General features: G+C 67.7%; 21 protein-coding genes and 1 pseudogene. 17 read left to right on the forward strand and 5 right to left on the reverse strand.

The window, feature by feature from the left end:
* Window positions 1-220 precede the first annotated feature (220 nt).
* Window positions 221-1,864 (forward strand): M10 family metallopeptidase C-terminal domain-containing protein, encoded by a 1,644-nt coding sequence (locus J2728_RS17710; protein WP_310001284.1) that lies wholly within the window; start codon window positions 221-223, stop codon window positions 1,862-1,864.
* A 101-nt stretch (window positions 1,865-1,965) separates the two neighbouring features.
* Here the strand turns inward: J2728_RS17710 and J2728_RS17715 are convergent, their stop codons facing one another.
* Entirely contained in the window at window positions 1,966-2,406 is a 441-nt protein-coding gene (locus tag J2728_RS17715) for a hypothetical protein (RefSeq protein WP_310001285.1), read from the reverse strand.
* A 211-nt stretch (window positions 2,407-2,617) separates the two neighbouring features.
* On the opposite strand from J2728_RS17715, the gene J2728_RS17720 reads away from it, so the two are divergent.
* The 10 genes and pseudogenes from J2728_RS17720 (at window position 2,618) to J2728_RS17765 (ending at window position 13,020) form a co-directional block, all read left to right on the forward strand.
* Entirely contained in the window at window positions 2,618-3,583 is a 966-nt protein-coding gene (locus J2728_RS17720) for a 2-hydroxyacid dehydrogenase (RefSeq protein ID WP_310001287.1), read from the forward strand.
* Between the two features lie 81 nt (window positions 3,584-3,664).
* On the forward strand, window positions 3,665-3,868 hold the full coding sequence (locus tag J2728_RS17725) for a hypothetical protein (RefSeq protein ID WP_310001289.1): 204 nt from the start codon (window positions 3,665-3,667) through the stop codon (window positions 3,866-3,868).
* A gap of 93 nt (window positions 3,869-3,961) precedes the next feature.
* Entirely contained in the window at window positions 3,962-4,336 is a 375-nt protein-coding gene (locus tag J2728_RS17730; RefSeq protein WP_310001291.1) for a VOC family protein, read from the forward strand.
* Between the two features lie 43 nt (window positions 4,337-4,379).
* The gene (locus J2728_RS17735; RefSeq protein WP_310001292.1) at window positions 4,380-5,357 is read left to right on the forward strand and encodes an ArsR/SmtB family transcription factor; all 978 of its coding nucleotides are present in this window, start codon (window positions 4,380-4,382) and stop codon (window positions 5,355-5,357) included.
* On the forward strand, window positions 5,354-6,298 hold the full coding sequence (gene metF, locus J2728_RS17740; protein ID WP_310001293.1) for a methylenetetrahydrofolate reductase [NAD(P)H]: 945 nt from the start codon (window positions 5,354-5,356) through the stop codon (window positions 6,296-6,298). Before J2728_RS17735 ends, metF begins: the two co-directional genes overlap by 4 nt.
* Window position 6,299: 1 nt before the next feature.
* Window positions 6,300-6,441 (forward strand): annotated as a pseudogene (locus J2728_RS22340) (hypothetical protein); the annotation flags it as partial.
* Window positions 6,442-7,299, forward strand: coding sequence for a CAU/MBL1b family subclass B3 metallo-beta-lactamase (blaCAU, locus tag J2728_RS17750; RefSeq protein WP_404979800.1), 858 nt, complete (start codon window positions 6,442-6,444; stop codon window positions 7,297-7,299). It begins immediately after the preceding pseudogene.
* 157 nt (window positions 7,300-7,456) lie between these two features.
* Entirely contained in the window at window positions 7,457-8,533 is a 1,077-nt protein-coding gene (locus J2728_RS17755) for a homocysteine S-methyltransferase family protein (RefSeq protein ID WP_310001298.1), read from the forward strand.
* Window positions 8,534-8,679: 146 nt separating this feature from the next.
* Window positions 8,680-11,352: a methionine synthase gene (metH, locus tag J2728_RS17760; protein WP_404979793.1), complete on the forward strand. Its 2,673-nt coding sequence runs from the start codon at window positions 8,680-8,682 to the stop codon at window positions 11,350-11,352.
* 222 nt (window positions 11,353-11,574) lie between these two features.
* Window positions 11,575-13,020 (forward strand): GH1 family beta-glucosidase, encoded by a 1,446-nt coding sequence (locus J2728_RS17765; protein ID WP_310001302.1) that lies wholly within the window; start codon window positions 11,575-11,577, stop codon window positions 13,018-13,020.
* 121 nt (window positions 13,021-13,141) lie between these two features.
* Here J2728_RS17765 and J2728_RS17770 read toward each other — a convergent pair whose 3' ends face one another.
* Window positions 13,142-13,930, reverse strand: coding sequence for a hypothetical protein (locus J2728_RS17770; protein ID WP_310001304.1), 789 nt, complete (start codon window positions 13,928-13,930; stop codon window positions 13,142-13,144).
* A gap of 265 nt (window positions 13,931-14,195) precedes the next feature.
* On the opposite strand from J2728_RS17770, the gene J2728_RS17775 reads away from it, so the two are divergent.
* The 5 genes from J2728_RS17775 to J2728_RS17800 all read left to right on the forward strand — a co-directional run bounded on the left by J2728_RS17775 (window position 14,196) and on the right by J2728_RS17800 (window position 18,224).
* On the forward strand, window positions 14,196-14,891 hold the full coding sequence (locus tag J2728_RS17775; RefSeq protein WP_310001594.1) for a tellurite resistance TerB family protein: 696 nt from the start codon (window positions 14,196-14,198) through the stop codon (window positions 14,889-14,891).
* A 71-nt stretch (window positions 14,892-14,962) separates the two neighbouring features.
* Window positions 14,963-15,301 (forward strand): hypothetical protein, encoded by a 339-nt coding sequence (locus tag J2728_RS17780; protein ID WP_310001305.1) that lies wholly within the window; start codon window positions 14,963-14,965, stop codon window positions 15,299-15,301.
* A gap of 90 nt (window positions 15,302-15,391) precedes the next feature.
* Window positions 15,392-15,682: a putative quinol monooxygenase gene (locus J2728_RS17785; protein WP_310001306.1), complete on the forward strand. Its 291-nt coding sequence runs from the start codon at window positions 15,392-15,394 to the stop codon at window positions 15,680-15,682.
* A gap of 4 nt (window positions 15,683-15,686) precedes the next feature.
* Window positions 15,687-16,898, forward strand: a complete 1,212-nt coding sequence (locus J2728_RS17790; protein ID WP_310001307.1) for an acyl-CoA dehydrogenase family protein — start codon at window positions 15,687-15,689, stop codon at window positions 16,896-16,898.
* Window positions 16,899-17,132: 234 nt separating this feature from the next.
* Complete coding sequence (locus tag J2728_RS17800) at window positions 17,133-18,224, forward strand: NADH:flavin oxidoreductase (RefSeq protein ID WP_310001309.1); 1,092 nt, start codon at window positions 17,133-17,135, stop codon at window positions 18,222-18,224.
* A 131-nt stretch (window positions 18,225-18,355) separates the two neighbouring features.
* Here J2728_RS17800 and J2728_RS17805 read toward each other — a convergent pair whose 3' ends face one another.
* From J2728_RS17805 to J2728_RS17815, 3 genes are all read right to left on the reverse strand, one after another.
* Window positions 18,356-19,267 carry an SMP-30/gluconolactonase/LRE family protein gene (locus J2728_RS17805; protein WP_310001310.1) on the reverse strand — a complete coding sequence of 304 codons (912 nt, stop codon included), beginning with the start codon at window positions 19,265-19,267 and terminating at the stop codon, window positions 18,356-18,358.
* A gap of 95 nt (window positions 19,268-19,362) precedes the next feature.
* Window positions 19,363-21,441: a hybrid sensor histidine kinase/response regulator gene (locus tag J2728_RS17810; protein WP_310001311.1), complete on the reverse strand. Its 2,079-nt coding sequence runs from the start codon at window positions 21,439-21,441 to the stop codon at window positions 19,363-19,365.
* Between the two features lie 73 nt (window positions 21,442-21,514).
* Window positions 21,515-22,030 (reverse strand): dihydrofolate reductase, encoded by a 516-nt coding sequence (locus J2728_RS17815; RefSeq protein ID WP_310001312.1) that lies wholly within the window; start codon window positions 22,028-22,030, stop codon window positions 21,515-21,517.
* A gap of 114 nt (window positions 22,031-22,144) precedes the next feature.
* On the opposite strand from J2728_RS17815, the gene J2728_RS17820 reads away from it, so the two are divergent.
* Window positions 22,145-23,167: a zinc-binding dehydrogenase gene (locus tag J2728_RS17820; RefSeq protein WP_310001313.1), complete on the forward strand. Its 1,023-nt coding sequence runs from the start codon at window positions 22,145-22,147 to the stop codon at window positions 23,165-23,167.
* Window positions 23,168-24,000: the final 833 nt, after the last annotated feature.

Genomic DNA, 24,000 nt, shown 5'->3' on the forward strand with positions numbered 1-24,000 from the left:
GGCTGGTCGGTCTTCTGTCATGACAAGAGCGGCGGGCGAAAGTCCGCCGCTTTTTTAATAGGCCAAGCTTATGCTCAAGTTTTTCGCTCCACCGGCTGCTTGGCCAGAACTCGCGATCTAATGTCGCGGAGGAACGGTTAACCGTTTCGCGGGCAAACTTCTCGTTGCATTGTTGATCGTGGGCCGCCCCGGGCGGTCGATCCTGTAACGGAGTTGCGCCATGGCCTACGACGCGCCGCTGAGCGATATCGCTTCGCTGGCTGACAGGGGCGGCGTCGAGGCGAACGGCAAGGCCTCCTACACGACCAGTCAGGCCGCCGCGCAACTGACCCGAGATTCTAGCGGCTGGAGCGGGGCCCTGGGGACGGCCGCGACCATCACCTATGCGTTCCGCTCGACCGCGCCCAGCACCCTGCCTAGCGATGTCGAGAGTTTCTCGCGCTTCAACGCGGCCCAGATCGCCGCCGCCGAAAAGGCTCTTTTGGCGTGGTCGGACGTGGCCAACATCACCTTCTCGCGCGTCGGAAGCGGGACGAGTGGCGAAGCGGCCTATTCCGACGACGCCACCATCCTGTTCAGCGACTATGCCCCGACCGCTGACGCCGATGGCGCGGCCTTCGCCTACTATCCGGGGAGCCGAAGCGCCGGTTCCAGGTCGGGTGATGTCTGGGTCAACAGCGCGCTCAGCTACAACACCAGCCCCGTGCTCGGGAACTATGGGGTCAAGACCCTTGTCCACGAGGTCGGCCACGCCATCGGTCTGTCGCACCCGGCGGACTATGACGCCTCCGACGCCGCCACGCCGAGCTACGCCTCGAGCGCCGTGTATTTCGAGGATTCGTACCAGTACACGATCATGAGCTACTTCTCGGGGGCCAACACCGGAGCCTCCCACGGTTCGACCTACGCGGCCGCGCCAATGCTCGACGACATCGCCGCGGCGCAGCGCCTGTACGGCGCCAACATGACAACCCGCGCTGGCGACACCACCTACGGCTTCAACGCGACGGCCGGGCGTGACTGGTTCGTGGCCACGGCCAGCAAGGCTCCCGTCGTCGCGGTGTGGGACGCGGGCGGCGCCGACACCTTCGACTTCTCGGGCTATGCGCGAAACCAGACGATCGACCTGACGCCAGGAGGTTTCTCCAGCGTCGGCGGATATACCTACAACGTCGCCATAGCCCAGGGCGTGACGATCGAGAACGCGATCGGAGGGAGCGCCGCGGACATCATCCAGGGCAACACGGCCGCCAACGTCCTGCAAGGAAACGCCGGATCCGACGCCCTATACGGCGCGCAGGGCCAAGACACGCTCCAGGGCGGAGCGGGCCTGGACACGCTGTGGGGGGGCGATGGCGCCGACTCCATCGTGGGCGGGGCCGACTTCGACCAGATCAACGGCAACGCCGGCGCGGACACCGGCTACGGCGGCGTTGGCGACGACTGGGTCGTCGGTGGAAAAGACAATGACGTGCTCTATGGTGAGAGCGGCGCGGACATCGTCTATGGCAACTTCGGCGATGATACTGTCGACGGCGGCGAGGGCGCGGACTGGGTTCGCGGAGGCCAAGGAGACGACATCGTCATCGGCGGCGACGGCGACGACTGGCTAGCGGGCGATAGAGGTTCGGACACCTTGAGCGGGGGAGCCGGCGCCGACCGCTTCTATTTCTTCAGCGGCGCGGGGATCGATCGTGTCACCGATTTCGTCAGCGCCTGGGGGGACCGCGTCCTCCTGGATGCTGGCCAACCCTACACGCTGTCCTTCTCGGGCGGGAACGCCGTCATTGATCTGGGCGGCGGCGATCAATTGATCTTGGTCGGCGTCACCAGCCAGACCTTGGGCGATTGGATCGTCGTATAGACACCCGTCGCGGGCTGTAAGCCGGGTCGTCAAAACGCGTTCGAAACCAACCGGGCCTGAACTCGATCCCGAGGACGTCCCGGGACCGAGCTTCCAGCGGTCTATTTCGGATCGGTCATCGGCGGCGACGTATTCGCCGGATCACCGGTCATGGGCGGAGGCATCGCGCCCCCATCCGTCGGAGGCGTCGATGGCAGGGTCGGCGTGGGATTCACCGAGGTGTCGACCGAGCCCGAAGAGCGGGTGGTCGACGAGCCCATCATCGACGAGCCCGTCGAGGAACCGCTCATCGCGCCGCTGTTCATTCCCGGCGCGGTGGCCGAGGTGTCGGTCGACATGCCGGTGGCGGCGCTCGCCGAGCCGGCCCACCAGTCCTTGCTGGCGCGGGCCTTGGGCGAGGCCTTCATATAGGCGTTGAGCTGGGAATAAGGGATCGGCTGCTTGGGACCCGCCATGGCGGAAGACTTGGACTGGGCGAGGGCCGAGCCGCCGCCGACCAGCATCGAGATCGCCGCGGTCGCGGCGAGCGTCTTGGTCAACATCGTGGATTCTCCGGACCTGGGACGACGCTTTCGAGCGCCAAGGATCAAACGCCTGACGGGCGGGCGCGTTCACAGCCTGGCCGTACGAGGCGACGCCAAGGTCAACTTGTCACCACCTCGTGATCCGGCTTCCCTGGCGAGGGCCCGCCGCTTAGCTCTGGCTTGAAGTCCGAATGCGAGTAGCCTCGCGACGCGCCTGAAGGAGGACACGATGCCCGACAGCGGGAAGCCGATCGACAAGCCGCACGTCCTGATCTCGCACGAGATGCTGCTGCCGCTACAGCCGCTGCTCGAGGACGCCTATACGGTGCACCGCCTGTGGGATTACCCGGATCGGCTGGCCTTCCTTGAAGGGCCAGGCCTCGGCGTCAAGGCGATCGTCCACGCGGGCGAGATGGCGCTGGGTCCGGACCTGCTTTCGGAAATGCCGCGACTGGGCCTGATCGCTTGTGTCAGCGTCGGCTATGACGGCGTGGACGTGCCGTGGTGCGCGGCCCACGGCATCGCCGTGACCCACTCGACCGGCCTCAACGCCGCGGACGTCGCCGACCACGCCGTGGGCCTGGTGCTGGCCGCCTGGCGTGGGATCGTCGAGGGCGACCAGCGCGTGCGGTCCGGCCATTGGAGCCACGCCGAACGGATGGCGCCGCGCCATGGCCTGCGTGGCCGCAAGGCGGGGATCGTCGGGCTGGGCCATATCGGCGAGGCGGTGGCCCAAAGGCTCTCGGCCTTCGAGATGAAGATCGCTTGGTGGGGCCCGCGCCCCAAGGACAGCGACTATCACCGAGCGGACAGCCTGATGGCCCTGGCCCGCGAGAGCGACGTGCTGGTCGTCTGCGCCCGGCCCGACGCCGAGAACCGCCACATGATCGACCGCGCCGTGATCGAGGCCGTCGGGGCGCGGGGACTGATCGTCAATGTCGCGCGCGGCGCGTTGATCGACGAGGACGCCCTGATCGCGGCGTTGAAATCGGGCGCCCTGGGCATGGCCGGTCTCGACGTCTTCGAGCGGGAGCCGACGCCGGCGGCGCGCTGGGAAGGCGTTCCCCACGTGGTGCTGACGCCTCATACGGCCGGGGCGACGCTGGACAGCATCCCGGCCATGGTCAACCTGACCCTGGAAAACCTGCGCCGCTACTTCCACGGCGAGCCTTTGGCGACGCCAGTGGCGGTTTAGGGGCGGGGACTTAACCTTGTTTGGTCAGCTCCGCTTAACGCTTCCAACCCAGGTTGCCGCGAAGCACCAAGGGAAGCCGCCATGCAGGTCTCGGCCGTCAACGTCGCCAGCTATACGCCCCGGCCGAAGCCCGCCACGGACTCCAGCCCGCCTCCGGCGCCTGTCGCGGATTTGACTCAGTTGGCGGTGGCGCAGACGAACGTCAAAATGGCGGCGGCGGCCGGCGCGGCTCTTGGCCAGGTCACGGCCGAACTCAGCGGAACATTGGTCAATATCTCGGCCTGAGGCGCGGGCCGTCTCCGCGCGCTCCGCGAAGGATCGCCAACGCGCCAGCCCCTGATAGGGTGTGTTGGTGGGCAAGCGTGGAGAAATCGACCGATGGCCAAGGTTCTCGGATTGGGTGGCTTCTTCTTCAAGGCCGAGGATCCCAAGGCGGTGCGCGACTGGTACGCGCGGGTTCTGGGGTTTGAGATCCACGATTGGGGTGGGGCGATATTCGAGGCGCCCAAGGGCAGCCAGGCGACCTGGTCGCCGTTCGCGGCCGACACCGACTATTTCGCGCCTTCGACCGCGCCGTTCATGATCAATTTCATTGTCGATGATATGGATGGCGTTCTCGCGCGCGCCGCCGCCGAGGGCGTCGAGCCGTTGGGTCGGCAGGACGAGGGCTATGGGCGGTTCGCCTGGCTGATGGACCCGGCGGGGGTGAAAATCGAGCTTTGGGAGGTCGCGAAGGTCGAGCCAGAGGCATAAATTCCTCTTGCCAAAACGGACATAAAGATATCTTTATGTCCCTATGAAGTTGAACGCCGAACAGGTCGTCGAGATTTTGCGCGCCGCCGGCGAGTCCACGCGTCTGCGGCTGCTGGCGCTGCTGGCGGCCGAGGAGCTGTCGGTGCTGGAGCTGTGCCGCATCCTCGACCAGAGCCAGCCGCGCGTGTCGCGGCACCTGAAGCTGCTGGCCGAGGCCGGCCTGGTCGAGCGCTTCCCGGACGGCGCCTGGGTGTTCTATCGGCTGGCCGCCAAGTCGGCGGGGCGGTTCATGGTCGAGCAGGCGCTGGATCTGATCGATGACGCCGATCCCGTCATCCGCCTGGACGCCGACAAGCTGGCAGCCGTGCGGGCCGAACGCTCCACGGACGCCCAGGCCTATTTCGCCCGCAACGCCGCCCGCTGGAACGAAATCCGCTCGCTGTATGTCGACGAGGCCGAGGTCGAGGCCGCGATCCTGCGCGCGACCGGGGAGGGGCCGTTCGACGAGATGGTCGACCTGGGCGCCGGCGCGGGCCGCATGCTGACCCTGCTGGGCAAGCGCGCCAGCAACGCCCTGGGCCTGGACCTCTCGCAGCAGATGCTGAACATCGCCCGCGACGAGGTGGCCAAGGCGGGCCTGGCCAGCTGTGAGCTGCGCCATGGCGACATCTTTCGCACCGGCCTGCCGGGCGGCTGCGCCGACCTCGTCACCGTCCACCAGGTGCTGCACTACCTGTCCGACCCCGCCAACGCCGTGGCCGAGGCCGCGCGTCTGGTCGCGCCCGGCGGCCTCTTGCTGATCGCCGACTTCGCCCCGCACGATCACGAGTTCCTGCGCGAGGTGCACCAGCACCGCCGCCTGGGCTTCGACGACAGCGAGATCGTTCCCTGGGTGCGCGCCGCCGGTCTCCAGCTGGAAAGCAACATCGCCCTGCCGCCTTCGACGGGCGAGGGCCTGACCGTCAAGATCTGGACCGCGCGTCGCCCCTTGAGCGTCGCCGCCGAGAGGACCGCCGCATGACCCTTCCGCCCACCCGTCGCGTGATCGGTCCCGTCGCCCGCGCCGGCGAGCGCACGGAGCGTCCGCGCGTCTCGTTCGAGTTCTTCCCGCCCAAGACGCTCCAGATGGAAGAGAGCCTGTGGCAGGCGATCACGCGTCTGGCGCCGCTGGACCCGGCTTTTGTGTCGGTCACCTACGGCGCTGGCGGTTCGACGCGCGAGCGCACGCACCGCACGGTCAAGCGCATCCTGGACGAGACGAGCCTCAAGCCCGCCGCGCACCTCACCTGCGTCGGGGCCTCGCGTGAAGAGGTCGACGAGGTGATCCGCGACTACTGGGACATCGGCGTCCGCCACATCGTCTCGCTGCGCGGCGACCCGCCTCCGGGCGAGGGCGGCATCGGCGGGGTCTATGTCCCGCGCGAGGACGGCTACGCCAACGCCACCGAGCTGACCAAGGCCGTGCGCGGCGTGGGGCCGTTCGAAGTGCTGGTCGGCGTCTACCCGGAAAAGCATCCGGAAAGCCCCTCCCTGGAGCACGACATCGACGTCTTGAAGCAGAAGGTCGACGCCGGCGCGACGCTGGGCATCAGCCAGTTCTTCTTCGATCTCGACGCCTTCCTGCGCTACGTCGACAAGGTCCGCGCCGCCGGGATCACGATCCCTATCGTGCCGGGGATCATGCCGGTGACGAACTTCAGCGGCCTCAAGAAGATGGCCGCCGCCTGCCAGACCACCATTCCCGGCTGGCTGGGCAACCTGTTCGACGGTCTGGAGAACGACGCCGAGACCCGCCGCCTGATCGCCTGCTCGGTCGCCACCGAGATGTGCGCCAAGCTGCAGGAGCAGGGCTTCGAGGACTTCCACTTCTACACCCTGAACCGCGCGGACCTGGTCTACGCCATCTGCCGCGTATTGGGCCTGCGCGAGGTTTCGCCCGCCGCTTCCGAGGTCGCCGCATGACGCTGCTAGCGCCCCCTCCGTCTCGTCGCGTATCCGCGCCGATCCACCTCCCCCGTTGCTCGGGGGAGGATGCAACCGTTTCCTCCTCACCCGCGAAGCGGGGGAGGTGGCGCGATGCGAAGCATCGTGTCGGAGGGGGCGCTCTGGCCGCGCTGGCGGCGCTGTTCTTTGTGTTGGCCCCCGCGGCCCACGCCGACATGCCCGCCAACTGGACCAAGCCGACCAAGCCCTACCGCGTAGTCGGCAACATCTATTACGTGGGCACCGAGGGTATTTCGTCCTGGCTGATCACCTCGTCGGCGGGGCACGTCATTCTGGACGGCGGCCCGAACGCCGAGGTCGGCAAGCAGATCGAGCGCAACATCGCCTCGCTGGGCTTCCAGCTGGCCGACGTGAAGTTCCTGATCAACACCCATGCCCACTACGACCACGCGGGGGGCTTGGCGCAGCTGAAGGCCGACATCCCGACCGCCAAGCTGTGGATCTCGCGCGGCGACGAACCAGCGATCGAACAGGGCCACCACATCGGCGACAACGAAAACGGTCCGACGCCGATGCCGGCGGTGAAGGTCGATCGCGCGTTCGGCGACGGTCAGAAGCTCAAGCTGGGCGAGACGAGCCTCGTCGCCCACCTGACGCCCGGCCACACCATCGGCTGCACCACCTGGACGACGGCGGTGACCGAGAAGGGGCGGCCGCTGAACGTGACCTTCCCGTGCTCGCTGTCGGTGGCCGGCAACATGCTGGTCGGCAACAAGGGCCACAAGACGATCGTCGCCGACTATCGCGCCAGCTTCGCGACGATGCGGGCCATCCCGACCGACGTCGTGCTGCCCGGCCACGAGGAGCAGGGCGACCTCTTGGCCAAGCGCCAGAAGCAGCTGCGCGGCGACCCGAACGCCTTCGTCGATCCGACCGAACTGGGCCGCTTCGTCGACGGCTACGAGGCCGCCTTCAACAAGGAGCTGGCGCGCCAACAGGGCGCTGGAGGCGCGCAATGAGAGCGCCCCCTCCGTCTCGTCGCTACGCGCCGATCCACCTCCCCCGTCGCACGGGGGAGGATGCAACTGTTTCCTCCTCACCCGCAAAGCGGGGGAGGTGGCGCGCCGCGGATACGCGGCGTGACGGAGGGGGCGCTTGCGCCTCGGAGTTCTGCCGATGACCGACCTGTCCATCCGCGCGAACCGCGTCGCCGCCCTGAAGGCCGCCGCCAAGGAGCGCATCCTCATTCTCGACGGCTCCTGGGGCGTGATGTTCCAGAAGAAGGGCCTGACCGAGGCCGACTACCGCGCCGAGCGCTTCGCCGCCCACGACGGCCAGATGAAGGGCAACAACGACATCCTGTGCCTGACCCGGCCGGATCTCGTGGCCGAGCTGCACGACGCCTATTTCTCGGCCGGCGCCGACATCTCGGAGACCAACACCTTCTCGGGCACCACGATCGCCCAGGCCGATTATCACCTGTCGGCCCAGGACGTCTGGGACATCAATCTGGAAGGCGCCAAGATCGGCCGCTCGGTAGCCGACCGCTGGAACGCCGAGAACACCGACCGCCCGAAGTTCATCGCCGGCTCGATCGGGCCGCTGAACGTCATGCTGTCTATGTCGTCGGATGTGAACGATCCCGGCGCGCGCAAGGTCACCTTCGACCAGGTCTACGAGGCCTATCGCCAGCAGGTGGACGCGCTCTACCAGGGCGGCGTCGACCTCTTCCTGATCGAGACGATCACCGACACCCTGAACTGCAAGGCCGCGATCAAGGCGATCCTCGACTGGCGCGACGAGGGCCACGAGGAGCTGCCGATCTGGATCAGCGGCACCATCACCGACCGTTCGGGCCGCACGCTGTCGGGCCAGACGGCCGAGGCCTTCTGGAACAGCGTCAAGCACGCCAAGCCGTTCGCGGTGGGCTTCAACTGCGCCCTGGGCGCTGACCTGATGCGCCCGCATATCGCCGAGATGGCTCGCGTCGCCGACACCCTGGTCGCGGCCTATCCCAACGCCGGCCTGCCCAACGCCATGGGCCAGTACGACGAGGAACCGCACCAGACCGGCCACGCCCTGCACGAGTGGGCAAAGGACGGCCTCGTCAACATCCTGGGCGGCTGCTGCGGCACGACGCCGGACCACATCCGCCACGTCGCCGACGAAGTGCGCGGCGTGAAGCCCCGCCAGATCCCCGAGCGCCCCAAGGCCATGCGCCTGGCGGGCCTCGAACCGTTCGAGTTGGCTTAGCCGCTACTTTTCTGCCTTCCTGGGCCTTGTGCCCAGGACCCAGTTTTCCGCTGACGCGGAGCCCGACGTCCTAGGCGCCAAGCTAGCGGCGCCCTGGGTCCTCGCCACAAGGGCGAGGAAGGCGGGTTTATTTGGATCGACCGACCATGAGACCCGTCTTCGTCAACATCGGTGAGCGCACCAACGTCACCGGCTCGGCCAAGTTCAAGAAGCTGATCGTCGAGGGCGACTATCCGGCTGCTCTCTCGGTCGCGCGCCAGCAGGTCGAGGCCGGCGCCCAGGTCATCGACGTCAACATGGACGAGGGTCTGCTGGACAGCCAGCAGGCCATGGTCACCTTCCTGAACCTGATGGCCGCCGAGCCCGACATCGCCCGGGTGCCGGTGATGATCGACAGCTCCAAGTGGGAGGTGATCGAGGCGGGCCTGAAGTGCGTGCAGGGTAAGGCGATCGTCAACTCGATCAGCTTGAAGGAAGGCGAGGAGAAGTTCCTCCAGCAGGCCAAGCTGTGCCTGCGCTATGGCGCGGCCGTGGTGGTCATGGCCTTCGACGAGGTCGGCCAGGCCGACACCGAAAAGCGCAAGGTCGAGATCTGCGAGCGGGCCTACAACACCCTGGTCGACAAGGTCGGCTTCCCGCCCGAGGACATCATCTTCGACCCCAACATCTTCGCCGTGGCGACGGGGATCGAGGAGCACGACAACTACGCCGTGGACTTCATCGAGGCCACGCGGCGCATCAAGCAGATGCTGCCCTACGCGCGGGTGTCGGGCGGGGTGTCGAACGTCTCGTTCAGCTTCCGCGGCAACGAGCCGGTGCGCCGGGCGATCCACTCGGTGTTCCTGTACCACGCCATCAACGCCGGCATGGACATGGGCATCGTCAACGCCGGCGACCTGCCGGTCTATGACGACATCGATCCGGCTCTGCGCGAGGCCGTCGAGGATGTGATCCTCAACCGTCCGCAACGCGATCCGAACCAGACCAACACCGAGCGTCTCGTCGAGATGGCCCCCCGCTACAAGGGCGAGAAGGGCCAGCAGCAGGTCGCCAACCTGGCGTGGCGCGAGGGCACGGTGAACGAGCGCCTGACCCACGCGCTTGTTCACGGCATCACCGAGTTCATCGAGGTCGACACCGAGGAAGCGCGTCTGGCCGCCGAGCGTCCGCTGCACGTGATCGAGGGCCCGCTGATGGACGGCATGAACGTCGTCGGCGACCTGTTCGGCGCGGGCAAGATGTTCCTGCCCCAGGTCGTGAAATCGGCCCGCGTGATGAAGCAGGCCGTGGCCTGGCTGATGCCGTTCATGGAGGCCGAGAAGGAAGGCCAGGTCCGCCAGGCCGCCGGCAAGGTGCTGATGGCAACCGTCAAGGGCGACGTCCACGACATCGGCAAGAACATCGTCGGCGTGGTGCTGCAGTGTAACAACTACGAGGTCATCGACCTGGGCGTCATGGTGCCCGCCGACCGCATCCTCGACGAGGCCAAGAAGCACAAGGTCGACATGATCGGCCTGTCGGGCCTGATCACCCCGTCGCTGGACGAGATGGTGTTCGTGGCCGCCGAGATGGAGCGCCAGGGCTTCGACATCCCGCTGCTGATCGGCGGCGCCACCACCAGCCGCACCCACACGGCGGTGAAGATCGAGCCGGCCTATCGCCGGGGCCCCACGACCTATGTCGTCGACGCCAGCCGCGCCGTCGGCGTGGTCTCGGGCCTGCTGTCGGAAGGCGAGCGCGACCGGATCATCGCCGAGACCCGCGCCGAATACGTCAAGGTCCGCGAGCAGTATGCGCGCGGCCAGAGCAACAAGGCCCGCGCCTCGATCCAGGAGGCTCGCAAGCGCGCCTTCGCCATCGACTGGAAGGGCTATGTCCCGCCCAAGCCGGCCTTCCTCGGCACGCGAACTTTCGAGCCGTCGCTGGCCGAGCTGGTTCCGTTCATCGACTGGTCGCCATTCTTCGCCAGCTGGGAGCTGATCGGCCGCTTCCCGCAGATACTGGAGGACGACGTGGTCGGCCAGGCCGCCACCGACCTCTATCGCGACGCCCGCGCCATGCTGGACAAGGTGGTCGCCGAGAAGTGGTTCGGGGCCAAGGGCGTGATCGGCTTCTGGCCGGCCCAGGCCCAGGGCGACGACATCGTGCTCTACACCGACGACACGCGCACGGCCGAGTTCTCGCGCCTGCACACCCTGCGCCAGCAGATGGACAAGGGAGAGGGGAAGCAGAACGTCGCCCTGTCGGACTTCGTCGCGCCGATCGGGCAGGGCGCGGACTATGTCGGCGGCTTCGCGGTCACGGCGGGCCATGGCGAGGACGAGATCGTCAAGCGCTTCAAGGACGCCGGCGACGACTACAACGCCATCATGGCCTCGGCCCTGGCCGACCGCCTGGCCGAAGCCTTCGCCGAGTGGCTGCACTACAAGGCCCGCGTCGAGCTGTGGGGCTACGCCCCCGACGAGGCGGCCGACACCGACGTCATGATCGCCGAGAAGTATCAGGGCATCCGCCCCGCGCCCGGCTATCCGGCCCAGCCCGACCACACCGAGAAGGGCACGCTGTTCAAGCTGCTCGACGCCGAGGCGGCCACCGGCCTGCAACTGACCGAGAGCTACGCCATGACCCCCGGCGCGGCGGTCTCGGGCCTCTATTTCAGCCACCCGCGGGCGCACTATTTCGGCGTCGGCAAGATCGACGCCGACCAGGTCGAAGACTACGCCCGCCGCAAGGGCTGGGACCTGGCCACGGCCGAGCGCTGGCTCTCGCCGATCCTGAACTACGACCCGCTGGCCCGGGCGCGGGGCGCGGCGGCTTAGGACTTAGTCACCAAAACTCTTGTCATCCCGGAAGCCTCGCAGAGGCTATCCGGGACCCAGGGGCCGCAAGCGCTGCGTTCCCGCATCCCTGGGTCCCGGCTCTCCGCTTCGCTGCGGCCGGGATGACGATGGAATGATGTTGATCTGGGCGAGGTCGACGTTCGCTTGCGAACGGCGTTCTTCAACTCCATCCTCCTCCCAACGAATAGCGGGAGGGACGACATGGAACGCTCGGGCGTCAGCCGCCGGGCGCTGGGGGCCTTGGCCCTGGGCGGCGCGGCGGTGGGACTATCTGGGTGCGAGGGGCCGGGCGAAACGGACCTGACGCCCAAGAGTCGCCAGTTTCCCAAGGACTTCGTGTGGGGCGTCGCCACCGCCGCCTTCCAGACGGAAGGCTCCCAGACCGCCGACGGGCGCGGGCCCAGCGTCTGGGACGTCTTTGAGAAGGTCCCGGGTCACGTCAAGGACGGCTCGGACGCCACGGTCGCCACCGACAGCTATCGGCGCTTCCAGGAGGACGTCGACCTGATCGCGGGGGCAAGCCTCGACGCCTACCGCTTCTCGATCAGCTGGTCGCGCGTCCTGCCGACGGGCGAGGGGGCGGTGAACACCGCGGGCCTGGACCACTATTCGCGGCTGGTCGACGCGCTGCTGGCCAAGGGCGTCACGCCCTACGCCACGCTGTTCCACTGGGACCTGCCGCAGGGTCTGCAAGACAAGGGCGGCTGGAAGAACCGCGACACGGCCCAGCGCCTGGCCGACTACGCCCACGCGGTGGTCGAGCGGCTGGGCGACCGGCTGAAGCACTACATCGTCCTGAACGAGGCGGCGGTGCACGCCGTCTTCGGCCACGTGCTGGGCGAGCAGGCGCCGGGCCTCAAGGACGACAAGCTGCTGGGACCCGTGATCCACCACATGAACCTGGGCCAGGGCTTGGCCATGAAGGCGCTGCGGGCGGGGGGCGAGGGCCTCAAGGTCGGCACCACCATGGCGTTGCAGCCCTGCCGACCAGCCGGCGGCCCGTGGGCGATCTGGAACCGCCTGGCCTCGGACGGGCTCGACGCGTTGTGGAACGGCGCGTGGCTAGATCCCTTGTTCAAGGGGACCTATCCCAAGGCGATGGACGACTTCCTGAAGGGCGTCGTGCGCGACGGGGACATGGCGACGATCCGCCAGCCCGTCGATTTCCTGGGCGTGAACTACTACGCCCCGGCCTATGTGCGGCTGGACCTGAACGCGCCGGGCAAGATCGCCCAGGCCGCGCCGCCGAGGGGCGCGGAGCTGGACGCCTTTGGCCGCCACATCGATCCGTCGGGCCTGTTCGAGATGCTGGACCGCGTGCGCCGCGACTATGGCGCGCCGCCGATGCTGGTCACCGAGAACGGCTGCTCGGATCCGTTCGGCCCGGGACCGGCGATTCTCGACGACCAGTTCCGCATCACCTATCTGCGCCGCCACCTGCAAGCCGTGCTGGCGGCGCGCGAGGCCGGCTGCGACGTGCGCGGTTATTTCGAGTGGACCCTGATCGACAACTTCGAATGGGACCTCGGCTACACCTCGAAATTTGGCCTGGTGGCGATGGACCGCAAGACAGGCGCCCGGACGCCGAAGGCCTCGTACCATTGGTTCAAGGCCTTGGCGGAGAGCGGGGTGTTGGCGGAGCGGTAGATCCTCCCCCGCGCCGCGGGGGAGGTGGCCCAGCGGGCCGGAGGGGGCTAGCGCCGCGTTCGCCGAGCTCGCCCCCTCAGTCGCTTCGCGACAGCTCCCCCGCATCGCGGGGAAGCAACCATCAATTCGGCTTGCAGATCAGCACGTCGCGGCCGCCGCGCTTGGCGGGGAGCAGGCTGCCCGCGCAGGGGACCGGATTGACGGGATCGACGATGATCTCGTTGCCGCCGATCGGCGGAAGCTTCTTGGCCGGCGCGGCGGCCGGCTTGACCTTCGGCGCGGCGGCCGTCGCCGCGGGCATGGCGGCCGCGGGCTTCGGAGCGGGTGTCTCGGCGACGGGCGCCGGCGTCGAGGTCTCCGGCTGGGCGGGCGCTGGCGACGGCGCGGTCGGCGTTGGCGTCGTCGCGGAAGCGGCGTTGTAGTTCAGCGCGCGACCCAGGATGGACGACTTCACCTCCAGCGTCTTGGCGCGCTTCTCGCAGTCGCCCGGAGGGCTCCAGCTCATCCACATCTGAGCCAGACGCGCCTTGTCGACCGAGGCCGCGCCCTGCCAGATGGCCGCGCCGCGCTTGACCTGGGCGCCGCCGTATTCGGAGATCGGGCGGGGGCTGGCCTTCTCGGCCGCCGTGATGGCCGAGGCGAAGGTCTTGAGGTCCTTCTGCGCCTGGGCGCGCATTTCCGGATAGGTCTTCAGCGCGGCCTGAACGCCGTCCGGACCCGGGAACGCCTTCTCGATCCGCGTCACCTCCGGCATCACCTGATCATAAAGCGACGCGTAACCGCCTAGCGCGCCGTAGCACCAGGCGACATAGCCGTACTCGTCGGTCGGCGGCGCGTTGGGGGACGTCTGGGCGCTCGCTTGGCCGTCTTGGGCCAGCAGGGCGAGGGCGAGAAAGAGGGCGTTCGCCATGCGGCGGAGGTCCTTTCGAGTAATCGTATGGAGTGACTAGAGCATTTCGATCGGGATTGGGACCGTTGCATGGCGCTGAGACGCCAAGCGGTGCCATAACGAGCCAGCGGCCAATCGGCTCCCGAAACGTTGAAGCGGCGCTTTCGCCGCATTGCAACGAAGTCATGTGAATGATCATTCTCAATGTGCTAGAAGCACCTTGTCGACGTGATCCGCATCGCCTCGATTTCCGTATTCACCTATGTCCGCTGGTTTCGAGGCGTTCATGAGCTTCTGGCGCAATATCGCGAGCATCGCCGCCCGGCGCCTCGACCTAGCCGACTGCACCGAATGTCCGGGCGGTCTGCCGGGCGAGGACCCGGCCTTCTCGACCGCCGTGACCGCCTTGGGCGCGAAGCTGGCCAAGGTCGATGGTCGCGCCGACGGACACGAGTTCGCCGCCTTCACCGAGGTGTTCCAGCCCGACCCGGCCTCCGAGCCCACCATCCACCGCCTGTACGAGCTGGCGCGCCAGACCACGCACGGCTTCGAGAGCTACGCCAAGCGTCTGGCCAAGCGTTATTCCAGCTGCCCGCAGCTGTTGGAGGACGTGGTCGATGGCCTGTTCCACATCGCCAAGGCAGACGGGGTCGTGACGACCGACGAGCTGGCCTATCTGGAGCGGGTGTCGAATCTGTTCGGCATGTCGCCGCTGGCGTTCCGGCGGCTGCGCGCCACGCACCTGGGCGTCGGCGCCGACGATCCCTACGCCATCCTGGACGTGCCGGCCGACGCCGACGACGCGGCGGTCCACAAGGCCTGGAAGATCGCCCTGATCAACGTCCACCCCGACCGGGCTCGCGCCCGCGGCCTCCCGGCCGAGTTCATCGAGGTGGCCGAGGCCAAGGCGGCGGCGATCAACGCCGCTTTCTCGACCGTGATGCGCGAGCGCCGGGAACTGGGTCTCGCCGCCGCCGGTTGAGGTGGGACGTTTAGTCTCGCTTCGGGCGAGGGAAAAAGGCTTTTCATCCGCGTTCGGCGGGTGTTCAGTTGATGTTCAGCGCTTGTGAACCATCTAGGAATGATCATGAGCGTGACGAGAGGACGCCGATGACCAACACCGCCGCAGTTTCGCCCTTGCGTAATCTCGCTTGGATCGCGGGCGCGCTCGCGACGTCGGCGGCCGTGGTGATCGGCGCGGTCCTGGCGGTGGTCTTCGCCGCCACGGTCGTGGTGGTCGGCTTCATCGGCAGCGCTCTGTTTGGCCTGGCGGCCTTCGCCTTCCGCGGTCGCAAGATGGCTGGCGCCCGCGACGCCGATCCTAGCCTGATCGAAGCGCGCAACGTCGGCGGCCATTCGTGGGTCGCCTACGGCTGGAACGAGCGGCCTTAAGCCGAGCCTGCTCGGCTTCCCCAACGTCGCCCTTGCTCCCGAGCCGCGCCTAACTCATCTTGCCTTTCAAACAAATGTTGGGAGGTAATCATGATCGGCGTCGTCGCGACCCTGTACGTCCAGCCGGACAAGTCCGCTGCATTCGAGAAGGTGTTCCTGGACCTGGCCGCCAAGGTGAAGGCCAACGAGTCCGGCTGCCTGATGTATCAGCTGACCAAGTCCAAGACCGAGGCCGGCGTCTACAAGGTGCTGGAGCTCTATGCCGACGCCGACGCCCTCAAGCACCACGGCGGCACCGACTACTTCAAGGCCGCTGGCGCCGCGATGGGTCCGACCATGGCCGCCCCACCGAACATCGAGTACCTCGACGCGGTGGAGTAGGGCGATGAACCTGGCGTTCTCGGCCGAGGACCTGGCCTTCCAGCAAGAGGTGCGCGACTGGATCGCCACCGCCTATGACGACGACCTTCGCCGCCAGATGAGCCAGTCCAAGAACGGCTATCTGGACAAGGCCGGCCAGGTGAAATGGCAGAAGAAGCTCTTCGAGCGCGGCTGGGCGGCGCCGGACTGGCCCGTGGAGCACGGCGGTCCTGGGTTCACGGCCTCGCAGCGCTACATCTTCAACATGGAGATGAGCCTGGCGGGCGTCCCGACCTCGTCGCCGATGGGCCTGAAGATGGTCGCCCCGGTGATCATGGCCTTCGGAACCGACGAGCAGAAGGCCCAGCATTTGCCGCCGATCCTGCGGTCGGACATCTGGTGGTGCCAAGGCTATTCCGAGCCGGGCTCGGGCTCGGACTTGGCGTCGCTGCGGATGAAGGCCGAGCGCGACGGCGACCACTACGTCCTGAACGGCTCGAAGATCTGGACGACCCACGCCCAGTGGGCCGACTGGATGTTCTGCCTGGTCCGCACCTCGACGGAAGGACGGCCTCAGGAGGGCATCTCGTTCCTGCTGCTGCGGATGGACACGCCCGGCATCCAGATCAAGCCGCTGCCCACCCTGGACGGCCCTCCCGAGGGCGAGCAGGAGATCAACCAGGTCTTCTTCGACAATGTCCGCGTGCCCGTCGCCAACCGCGTCGGCGAGGAGAACAAGGGCTGGACCTACGCCAAGTACTTGCTGGAATTCGAGCGCGGCAACGCCTACGCGCCCGGCCTCATGCACATGCTCAAGAAGGTCAAGCGCATCGCCGCCCTGGAGCTGGCCGACGACGGCGGACGGCTGATCGACGATCCTGACTTCCGCAACAAGATCAGCAATCTGGAGATCCAGGTCCAGGCGCTGAACGCCAGCGAGCTGCGGATATTCTCCGGCCGCTCGGCGGGCAAGGCGATCGGCCCGGCTTCGTCCATGCTCAAATGCGTGGGCTCCGAGCACCAGCAGGCGATCACCGAGCTGACCTTGGAGGCGGTCGGGGCCTACGCCGCGCCGTTCGTGCGCGACTCCTGGTCCAAGAGCAACGAGGGCAGGGCCGGTCCCGACTACGCCGCGCCGGCCGCGCCAGCCTATTTCAGCTATCGCAAGACCTCGATCTACGCCGGGTCCAACGAGATCCAGCGCAACATCATGGCCAAGATGGTGCTGGGGTTGTGAGGTCCCAAAGCCGTGTCATCCCGGCCGTAGCGTAGCGAAGAGCCGGGACCCAGGGGCGGCACGCCGCGGCGCTCATGCGAACCCTGGGTCCCGGATAGCCTCTACGAGGCTTCCGGGATGACACGATTTGTTGGTCCGAAAGCCTCAGCATATGGGCGTTGCAGTTTTTCTAGCTGGTCATGCTTCCGAACAAATGTTTGGATCGCCCGCAACACCCTCTGTTCCGGATATCCGATGTCTATCGACGCCCTGTTCAAGCCCTTCGAGTTCAAGTCGCTGAAGCTGCCCAACCGGGTGGTCATGGCGCCGATGACGCGGTCGTTCTCGCCGGGCGGCGTGCCGACCGACGAGGTCGCCGCCTACTACCGTCGACGCGCCGAGAACCAGGTCGGGCTGATCGTCACCGAAGGCACGGGCGTCGCGCGTCCCGCCTCGCTGAACGACGCCAAGGTGCCGCGCTTCCATGGCGAGAAGGAGCTGGCGGGCTGGAAGAAGGTCGTCGACGAGGTCCACGCGGCGGGCGGCTTGATCGCGCCGCAGCTGTGGCACGTCGGCGCGGCGAAGGGACCGGACCAGCTGGGCAAGGTGGACAGCCCCTCGGGTCTGTCGAAGGCCGGCGGCAACCCGTTCACCGAGCCGATGACCGACGCCGACATCGCCGACACCATCGCCGCTTTCGGGCAGGCGGCGGCCGACGCCAAGCGCCTGGGCTTCGACGCGGTCGAACTGCACGGGGCGCACGGCTACCTGATCGATCAGTTCTTCTGGCCGGGCACCAACGTGCGCGCCGACAAGTGGGGCGGCCCGACCATCGGCGAGCGCGGCCGCTTCGCCGCCGAGATCCTGAAAGCCGTCCGCGCCGCCGTCGGCCCGGACTATCCGGTGATCATCCGTCTGTCGCAGTGGAAGCAGCAGGACTACGCCGCCCGCCTGGCGACCACGCCGCGGGAGATGGAGGCCTGGCTGCAGCCGCTGGCCGACGCCGGCGCCGACATCTTCCACTGCTCGCAACGCCGCTTCTGGGAGCCGGAGTTCGAGGGCAGCGACCTCAACTTCGCCGGCTGGGCCAAGAAGCTGACCGGCGCCCCGACCATCACCGTCGGCTCGGTCGGCCTGTCGGGCGAGTTCATCGCCGCGTTCGGCGGCGAGGGCAGCCAGCCCGCCTCGCTGGATCGCCTACTCGAGCGCCTCGAGCGCGGCGAGTTCGATCTGGTCGGCGTTGGCCGGGCCCTGCTGCAGGATCCCGAATGGGTCGTGAAGGTCCACGAGGGCCGAAGCGACGAACTGAAGAACTTCGAGCGCGCGGCGCTGGGGGTGCTGTACTAGGGGCTTCAGCGCCCCCTCCGTCACGCTGCTTCGCATCGCGACACCTCCCCCGTTCGCACGGGGGAGGAGGGCCGCATCCTCCCTCGCGAAGCGGGGGAGGTGGCCCGAAGGGCCGGAGGGGGCGCTTGTCCCTACCCGTTGAAGTTCAGCTTCAGCCCCGGTCGCGGCCAGCGCGCCTTGTAGAGCTTTCCGGTGCCCGAGGCGGTGATCCAGGCGTCGCGCATGTCGGCGCCGCCAAAGCAGATGTTGGTCACGATCGCGTCCGGGACGGCGTAGTGCTCGGTCGATCCATCCGGGTCGAAGGCGGTGATCCCGCCGTTGATGATCGTCGCCACGCAGACCTTGCCGCCGGCCTCGACCGCCAGGCTGTCCAGGAGTTGGTAGCCCGGCAGGTTGCACACGACGTCGCCGGGTATGAGCGGCGCGGGATCGGCCAGCACGCCGGGCGAGGCGACATCGAACGACCAGAGCCGCCCCAGCATGGTGTCGGCCATGTAGACCGTCTTCTCGTCCGGCGAGAGCCCCACGCCGTTGGGCGAGACGAAGTGGTCGCGCCAGCGGGTGATCTTCGAGCCGTCGGCCAGGGCGTAGTACAGCGCGCCGTACTTGCGGCCGTCCGGCGTCGAGCAGCCGTGGTCGGTGAACCAGAAGCCGCCCTGCTTGTCGAACACCAGATCATTGGGGCCGACTAGGGGCTTGCCGTCGCATTCGGCATAGAGCGTGGTGATCGCGCCCGTCGCGAGGTCGACGCGCTGGATATAGCCCCCCGTGTGCGTCGGCGGCGTCGGGCCGGGGATGTTCAGGCCATTGGCCTCGAAGAAGTGGAAGCTGCCGCCGTTGTTGGTGACATACAGCGCGCCATCGGGTCCGACCGCCGCGCCGTTCGGGCCGCCGCCGGTCTCGGCCACGGTCTCCTTGCGCCCATCGGGCCAGACCCGCGTCAGGCGCTGGCCCTGGATCTCGGTGACGATAACCGAGCCGTCGGCCATCGCCACGGGACCTTCGGGGAACAGCAGGCCGTCGGCCACCAGCTGAATGTCCATCGCGCGTTTCTCCCTATGACGCCTAGCGGCCGATGGGAGGACTATAAACGCGCGTTTGAGCTTGGCGAGAATTCCGTGTGGCGAGCCGGCGAGCTCTAGGGCGTCGCAAGCGAAGCCTGTGAAGCCTCGCGCGAGGAAGGCGTCGCGAACCGCGCCACGGCCGCCAATAGGGCTTCACGGACGATCGGCTTGGCCAGGTGACCATCCATGCCCGCGGCCAGGCATCGCGCGATCTGTTCGGGCATGACGTCGGCGCTGAGCGCCAGGATCGGCACCCGCGCCTTGGGCCCTTGCATGGCGCGGATCGCGTGGGTGGCCGACAGGCCATCCATCACCGGCATGTGCACGTCCATCAGCACGAGGTCGAAGTCCTGGTCGCGCACCAGGGACACGGCCGCCGCCCCGTCCTCGGCCGTGATCGCCTCGTGACCGCCCAGGGTCAGCAGGGCGTAGCCCAGTTCGCGATTGACGTGATGGTCATCGACCAGCAGCACGCGGGCGCCTCGGATGTTCGAAGGTTGAGGCGCGGCCGAGTCCAGCTCGGGCGTCGGTCGGGCCGGCGTGGCGGAGAGCTCCACCCAGAAGCGGGCGCCTTGGCCCGGCGCGCTGACGACGCCGATCTCCCCGCCCATGCGTGTGACCAGCGCCTTGCTGATCGCCAGGCCCAGCCCCGTGCCGCCATAGCCGCGGCTGATCGAGCTGTCGGCCTGGGTGAAGCGTTGAAACAGGCGCGCCTGCACATCGGGCGCGATACCGATGCCGGTGTCTTCGATCTCGAACCGAAGGCGCTGACCCGAGAGCTCCAGCCGAGCGGTCACCCCGCCGTCTCGGGTGAACTTGATGGCGTTGGACAGCAGGTTCAGCAAGACCTGTCGCAGGCGTGTCTCGTCCAGCAGGAACAGCGCCTGCTCGTCACCGCCGATGATTTCGATCCGCAGGGCCAGGTTCTTGGTCTCGGCCGCGGGCGCGGCGATCGCCAGGGCGTCGCGCAGCACCACCGCCGGCGCCAGCGGCTCGGGGTCCAGTTCCATGCGGCCCGCCTCCAGCTTCGAGAAGTCCAGCAGGTCGTTGATGATCTCGACCAGCGAACGGCCGGCGCGGCTGATCAGGTCCAGCCGTCGACGGCTGTCGGGCGACAGATTTGGATCGAGCGCCACCAGGTCGGCGAAGCCCAGGATGCTATTCAGCGGCGTGCGGATCTCGTGGCTGATGGTCGCCAGGAATTCGGACTTGGCCTTGTTGGCGGCCTGGGCGCTGGCTTGGGCGTGGCGGGCGGCGTCGCGTCCTCGGGTCAGAAGCGCCTGCAGGCGCTTCTGCCGCTCCAGGATCATGGCGGCGGTCAGGCATACCGCGAACAGCATCACGTGGAAGACGACGGCGTGGCGCAAGGGCGCCAGCGCCAGGTCGCGATCGATGCCGACCCGGTGAAGCACGGCGGGGATCGAGGCGGCCAGGGAGGCGATCACCAGGATCGCCGCCGCGCGCGGCCCGCCTCGGAACACGGCCAGCATGGCGGGGGCGAACAGCAGGGCCTGCAGGCCAGGATCCGAGGTGAAGATCGCCACGGCGCTGACGACCACCAGCGTGGTCAGCATGGCCAGCTGCCAGGCCGAGGCGGGGAAGAGCGGCTTGTGGCGGCGGTCCATCAGCATGATGGTGGTCGGCATCGCCAGGAACAGCCCCAAGACGTTGGGCGCGATCCAGTCCGCCCAGCCGCTCCACATCGGCTTGCCGCGCGCGAGGGCCAGGCTGACGGTCGTGATCGTCGAGAACACGATGACCATCACCGCGGCCACCGCCGTCATGCGGGCCAGACCCCATGGGCTGCGCATGTGGTTCGTCAGGCCCAGGCGCTCCAGGCCCCAGGCGATCAGGACGTTTTGGATCAGGTCTTGCGGGACCACGAGCAGGATGAACGACACCCGCACCCCGGCGATCAGCTCGATGGCGACGTGGGTGAGGCCGACCAGAGCCAGCATGACCCAGCGCGCGTTGCCCTTCAGGGTCAGCAGGCCGGCGATGACCACCGCGTTGGCGGTCCAGATCGAGGGCAGGTTGTGGGTCGCTCCAGCCAGGAACAGGCTGAAGATGATCGATCCCCCGAAGGCCGCCAAAAGGCCCGCGATCCGGAGACTCTGGTCGTCGCGCGACGGATTTCGGATACCCGCGATCAAGGTCTGCTCCCACACCCAGGGTCGCGTATCGCAGGTTGTCGTTGCGATCGGGTTTACGTTTTGAGGGCGTTTTCTAGAGTCGCTCCAGCACCCTGAATACGAAGGCGTGGTCGTCGCCGTCGCCGGCGGGATGCTCCTGGCGGCGGACCTCGGTCCAGGCGCTTTCGTCGAAGGCCGGGAAATGCACGTCGCCTTCGACCTCGGCGGCGACCTCGGTCAGGTAGAGGCGCTTGGCCTTGGGCAGGGCCAGTTCGAACAGGGCCCGGCCGCCGATCACGCAGACCTCTTCGACGCCGTCGTCGGCCGCCTGCTCCTTGGCCATCTGGACGGCCTCCATCCAGGTCTCGCAGGGGATCGCGCCTTCGGGCTCGAAGCTCTGGTCGCGGGTCAGCACGACATTCATGCGGCCAGGCAGCGGCTTGCGCGGCAGGCTGTCCCAGGTCTTGCGGCCCATGATGATCGGCTTGCCCAGGGTGTTGGCCTTGAACAGCGCCAGGTCCGACTTCAGCCGCCAGGGCAGGTCGCCGTCGCGACCGATCACCCCGTTGGCGGCGCGGGCGACGACGATGGCGAGGGCGGGCTGGGTCATGACCTCTGATTAGCGGGCGTCGAGCGAACGCGCCATGGCTTGATCGAAACCTGAACGTTGATCACTGTCGCGACCGGAGAGCGGGGCGGGCCAAGAACAGGACGGGAGGGCGCGATGTCGGCGACGGCGTTCGAGATGCACATGGCCCGGACGGGCGGCGTCGAGGTGCTGCGCGGCCGCGAGGTCGAGCTGCCGCCGCTGGGACCGGGCGAGGCGCGGGTGGCGATCGAGGCGGCCGGCGTGGCCTTCGCCGATATCGTCATGCGGACCGGCCTCTATCCCGGGGTGAAGGCGCCGGTGACGCCCGGTTACGACTTCGTCGGTCGGATCGAGGCGCTGGGGGCGGGCGTCGAGGGCTTCGCCGTCGGCCAGCGCGTGGCGGCCCTGACCGTGATTGGCTCCTACGCCAGCCGCCGCGATGTCGATGCTCGCTTGCTGGTCGCCGCCCCGGAAGACGCGCCGGCCGAGGCCCTGGTCGCGGGCGTCCTGAACGGCCTGACCGCCTGGCAGATGTTCCACCGTGTCGCCGGCTCGCTCGCCGGCGAGTGGGTGCTGGTCCACGGCGCGGCGGGCGGCGTCGGCGGGCTGCTGCTGGATCTGGCGCGGCTGGCGGGCGTCAGGGCGATCGGCGCGGCGTCGGCCGGCAAGAAGGCCGAGGTCGAGGCCAAGGGCGGTGTCCATCTGGACTACCGCGCCGAGGCCGTGGCGGCCCGCGCCGTCAAGATCTCGGGCGGCGGCGTGGTCGCGGCCTTCGACCACGTCGGCGGCGCGCACCTGAAGACCGCGTCCCTGGCCGCCCTGCGAGCCGGCGGGACGGCGGTGCTGTACGGCGGCTACGACGCGACCAAGGGCGGCAAGGCGCGACCGGGCGCCATGCTCAAGATGCTGCTGGCCGACCGCCTGTCGGCGCTGAAGCTGTTCAGCGAAAGCCGGGGCGTCGTCGGCTACAACGTGACGTCCTGGCGCGACGCGCGGCCCGAGGCCTACCGCCAGGATCTGGCGAAGGTGCTGGGCCTGATCGGGGAGGGCGCGATCCAGCCGACGATCGCCAAGGTCCTGCCGCTCCGCGAGGCCGGCGAGGCCCAGGCGCTGCTGCAGTCGGCGGCGCTGGCTGGGAAGATCGTGCTGAAGCCGTAGGGCGGTTTGCTGGCTCTCCGGGCCGAAGTCGGCTTTCGACCCGTTGCGGACCTTAAATTTATCGGGCAGCGTCGAGGCCAAATGCTTGCGAAGCTACTGCAATTTGGTCGTCGTCCCAGCGTAGTGCAGCGGGCCGAGGGGTTCGTCTATGTCAGCCATGCTGATCAGGGCCCTATGCAGCAAGCGGCAAACGGTGCGGTGATCAGCATCGCGGGCCGTGGCCCTCCATGGATCGTAGTCAACCATGATCCCGCCTCAGTAATTGCAGCCAAATGGCCAGGGCGACTCTGGCGCGTACAGATTTTGGACGCAGCTACTTCTCACGATCAGCGCGCGTCCGGAGGCACCCCACTCCCCTACGCTCGCTACACAAGAGCTGTGGCTGTAAGGATAGTTGGGGAAGAAAATCTCGGTCAGTTGTTCGGTCCCAACGGAGCGGACGTACTACAAGTCTTAGAGGCGGCTTCCAATTTGGCCAGGTCGCGCGCTGAATTGCTTGCAACCAACCGACATGCAGGCGCACCGGCGGCCTGTGATCGCCTATGGCGTGAATGGATGAAGAGCCAAGACGTGCCGGGAGACTATCCCGAGCTCCTAGATGGCACCCTATCGCTAGGGACCTCTGGCTCCCCGATTAATGGTGGTTTGAGTGTACTTCACTCTGTCGTCTTCGCCAGAGCTACGGCCCTTGATGGCGACGCCGCGACGACGATCGATGACGAAGATGTCTGGCTCGCACCGCCTTGGAGTGGTGCATCTGCCGCTCTTGCAGATGCGGCCTTGGCGCTTGGTGCCGCTGCCTGGGCAACGCCAAGTGACCGAGACATCCTTAT

This window comes from Caulobacter segnis, assembly GCF_031454995.1.
GTDB lineage: Bacteria > Pseudomonadota > Alphaproteobacteria > Caulobacterales > Caulobacteraceae > Caulobacter > Caulobacter segnis_E.

What these genes read in the sequence shown, in the direction of transcription:
- J2728_RS17775 (WP_310001594.1), top strand. Translation starts at nt 14,196, where the DNA reads ATGAGCTTCTGGCGCAATATCGCGAGCATCGCCGCCCGGCGCCTCGAC.
- J2728_RS17725 (WP_310001289.1), top strand. Translation starts at nt 3,665, where the DNA reads ATGCAGGTCTCGGCCGTCAACGTCGCCAGCTATACGCCCCGGCCGAAG.
- J2728_RS17715 (WP_310001285.1), bottom strand. Translation starts at nt 2,406, where the DNA reads ATGTTGACCAAGACGCTCGCCGCGACCGCGGCGATCTCGATGCTGGTC.
- J2728_RS17780 (WP_310001305.1), top strand. Translation starts at nt 14,963, where the DNA reads ATGTTCAGCGCTTGTGAACCATCTAGGAATGATCATGAGCGTGACGAG.
- J2728_RS17710 (WP_310001284.1), top strand. Translation starts at nt 221, where the DNA reads ATGGCCTACGACGCGCCGCTGAGCGATATCGCTTCGCTGGCTGACAGG.
- J2728_RS17800 (WP_310001309.1), top strand. Translation starts at nt 17,133, where the DNA reads ATGTCTATCGACGCCCTGTTCAAGCCCTTCGAGTTCAAGTCGCTGAAG.
- J2728_RS17805 (WP_310001310.1), bottom strand. Translation starts at nt 19,267, where the DNA reads ATGGACATTCAGCTGGTGGCCGACGGCCTGCTGTTCCCCGAAGGTCCC.
- J2728_RS17785 (WP_310001306.1), top strand. Translation starts at nt 15,392, where the DNA reads ATGATCGGCGTCGTCGCGACCCTGTACGTCCAGCCGGACAAGTCCGCT.
- J2728_RS17770 (WP_310001304.1), bottom strand. Translation starts at nt 13,930, where the DNA reads ATGGCGAACGCCCTCTTTCTCGCCCTCGCCCTGCTGGCCCAAGACGGC.
- J2728_RS17735 (WP_310001292.1), top strand. Translation starts at nt 4,380, where the DNA reads ATGAAGTTGAACGCCGAACAGGTCGTCGAGATTTTGCGCGCCGCCGGC.
- J2728_RS17820 (WP_310001313.1), top strand. Translation starts at nt 22,145, where the DNA reads ATGTCGGCGACGGCGTTCGAGATGCACATGGCCCGGACGGGCGGCGTC.
- J2728_RS17730 (WP_310001291.1), top strand. Translation starts at nt 3,962, where the DNA reads ATGGCCAAGGTTCTCGGATTGGGTGGCTTCTTCTTCAAGGCCGAGGAT.
- J2728_RS17720 (WP_310001287.1), top strand. Translation starts at nt 2,618, where the DNA reads ATGCCCGACAGCGGGAAGCCGATCGACAAGCCGCACGTCCTGATCTCG.
- metH (WP_404979793.1), top strand. Translation starts at nt 8,680, where the DNA reads ATGAGACCCGTCTTCGTCAACATCGGTGAGCGCACCAACGTCACCGGC.
- J2728_RS17755 (WP_310001298.1), top strand. Translation starts at nt 7,457, where the DNA reads ATGACCGACCTGTCCATCCGCGCGAACCGCGTCGCCGCCCTGAAGGCC.
- J2728_RS17815 (WP_310001312.1), bottom strand. Translation starts at nt 22,030, where the DNA reads ATGACCCAGCCCGCCCTCGCCATCGTCGTCGCCCGCGCCGCCAACGGG.
- J2728_RS17790 (WP_310001307.1), top strand. Translation starts at nt 15,687, where the DNA reads ATGAACCTGGCGTTCTCGGCCGAGGACCTGGCCTTCCAGCAAGAGGTG.
- metF (WP_310001293.1), top strand. Translation starts at nt 5,354, where the DNA reads ATGACCCTTCCGCCCACCCGTCGCGTGATCGGTCCCGTCGCCCGCGCC.
- J2728_RS17765 (WP_310001302.1), top strand. Translation starts at nt 11,575, where the DNA reads ATGGAACGCTCGGGCGTCAGCCGCCGGGCGCTGGGGGCCTTGGCCCTG.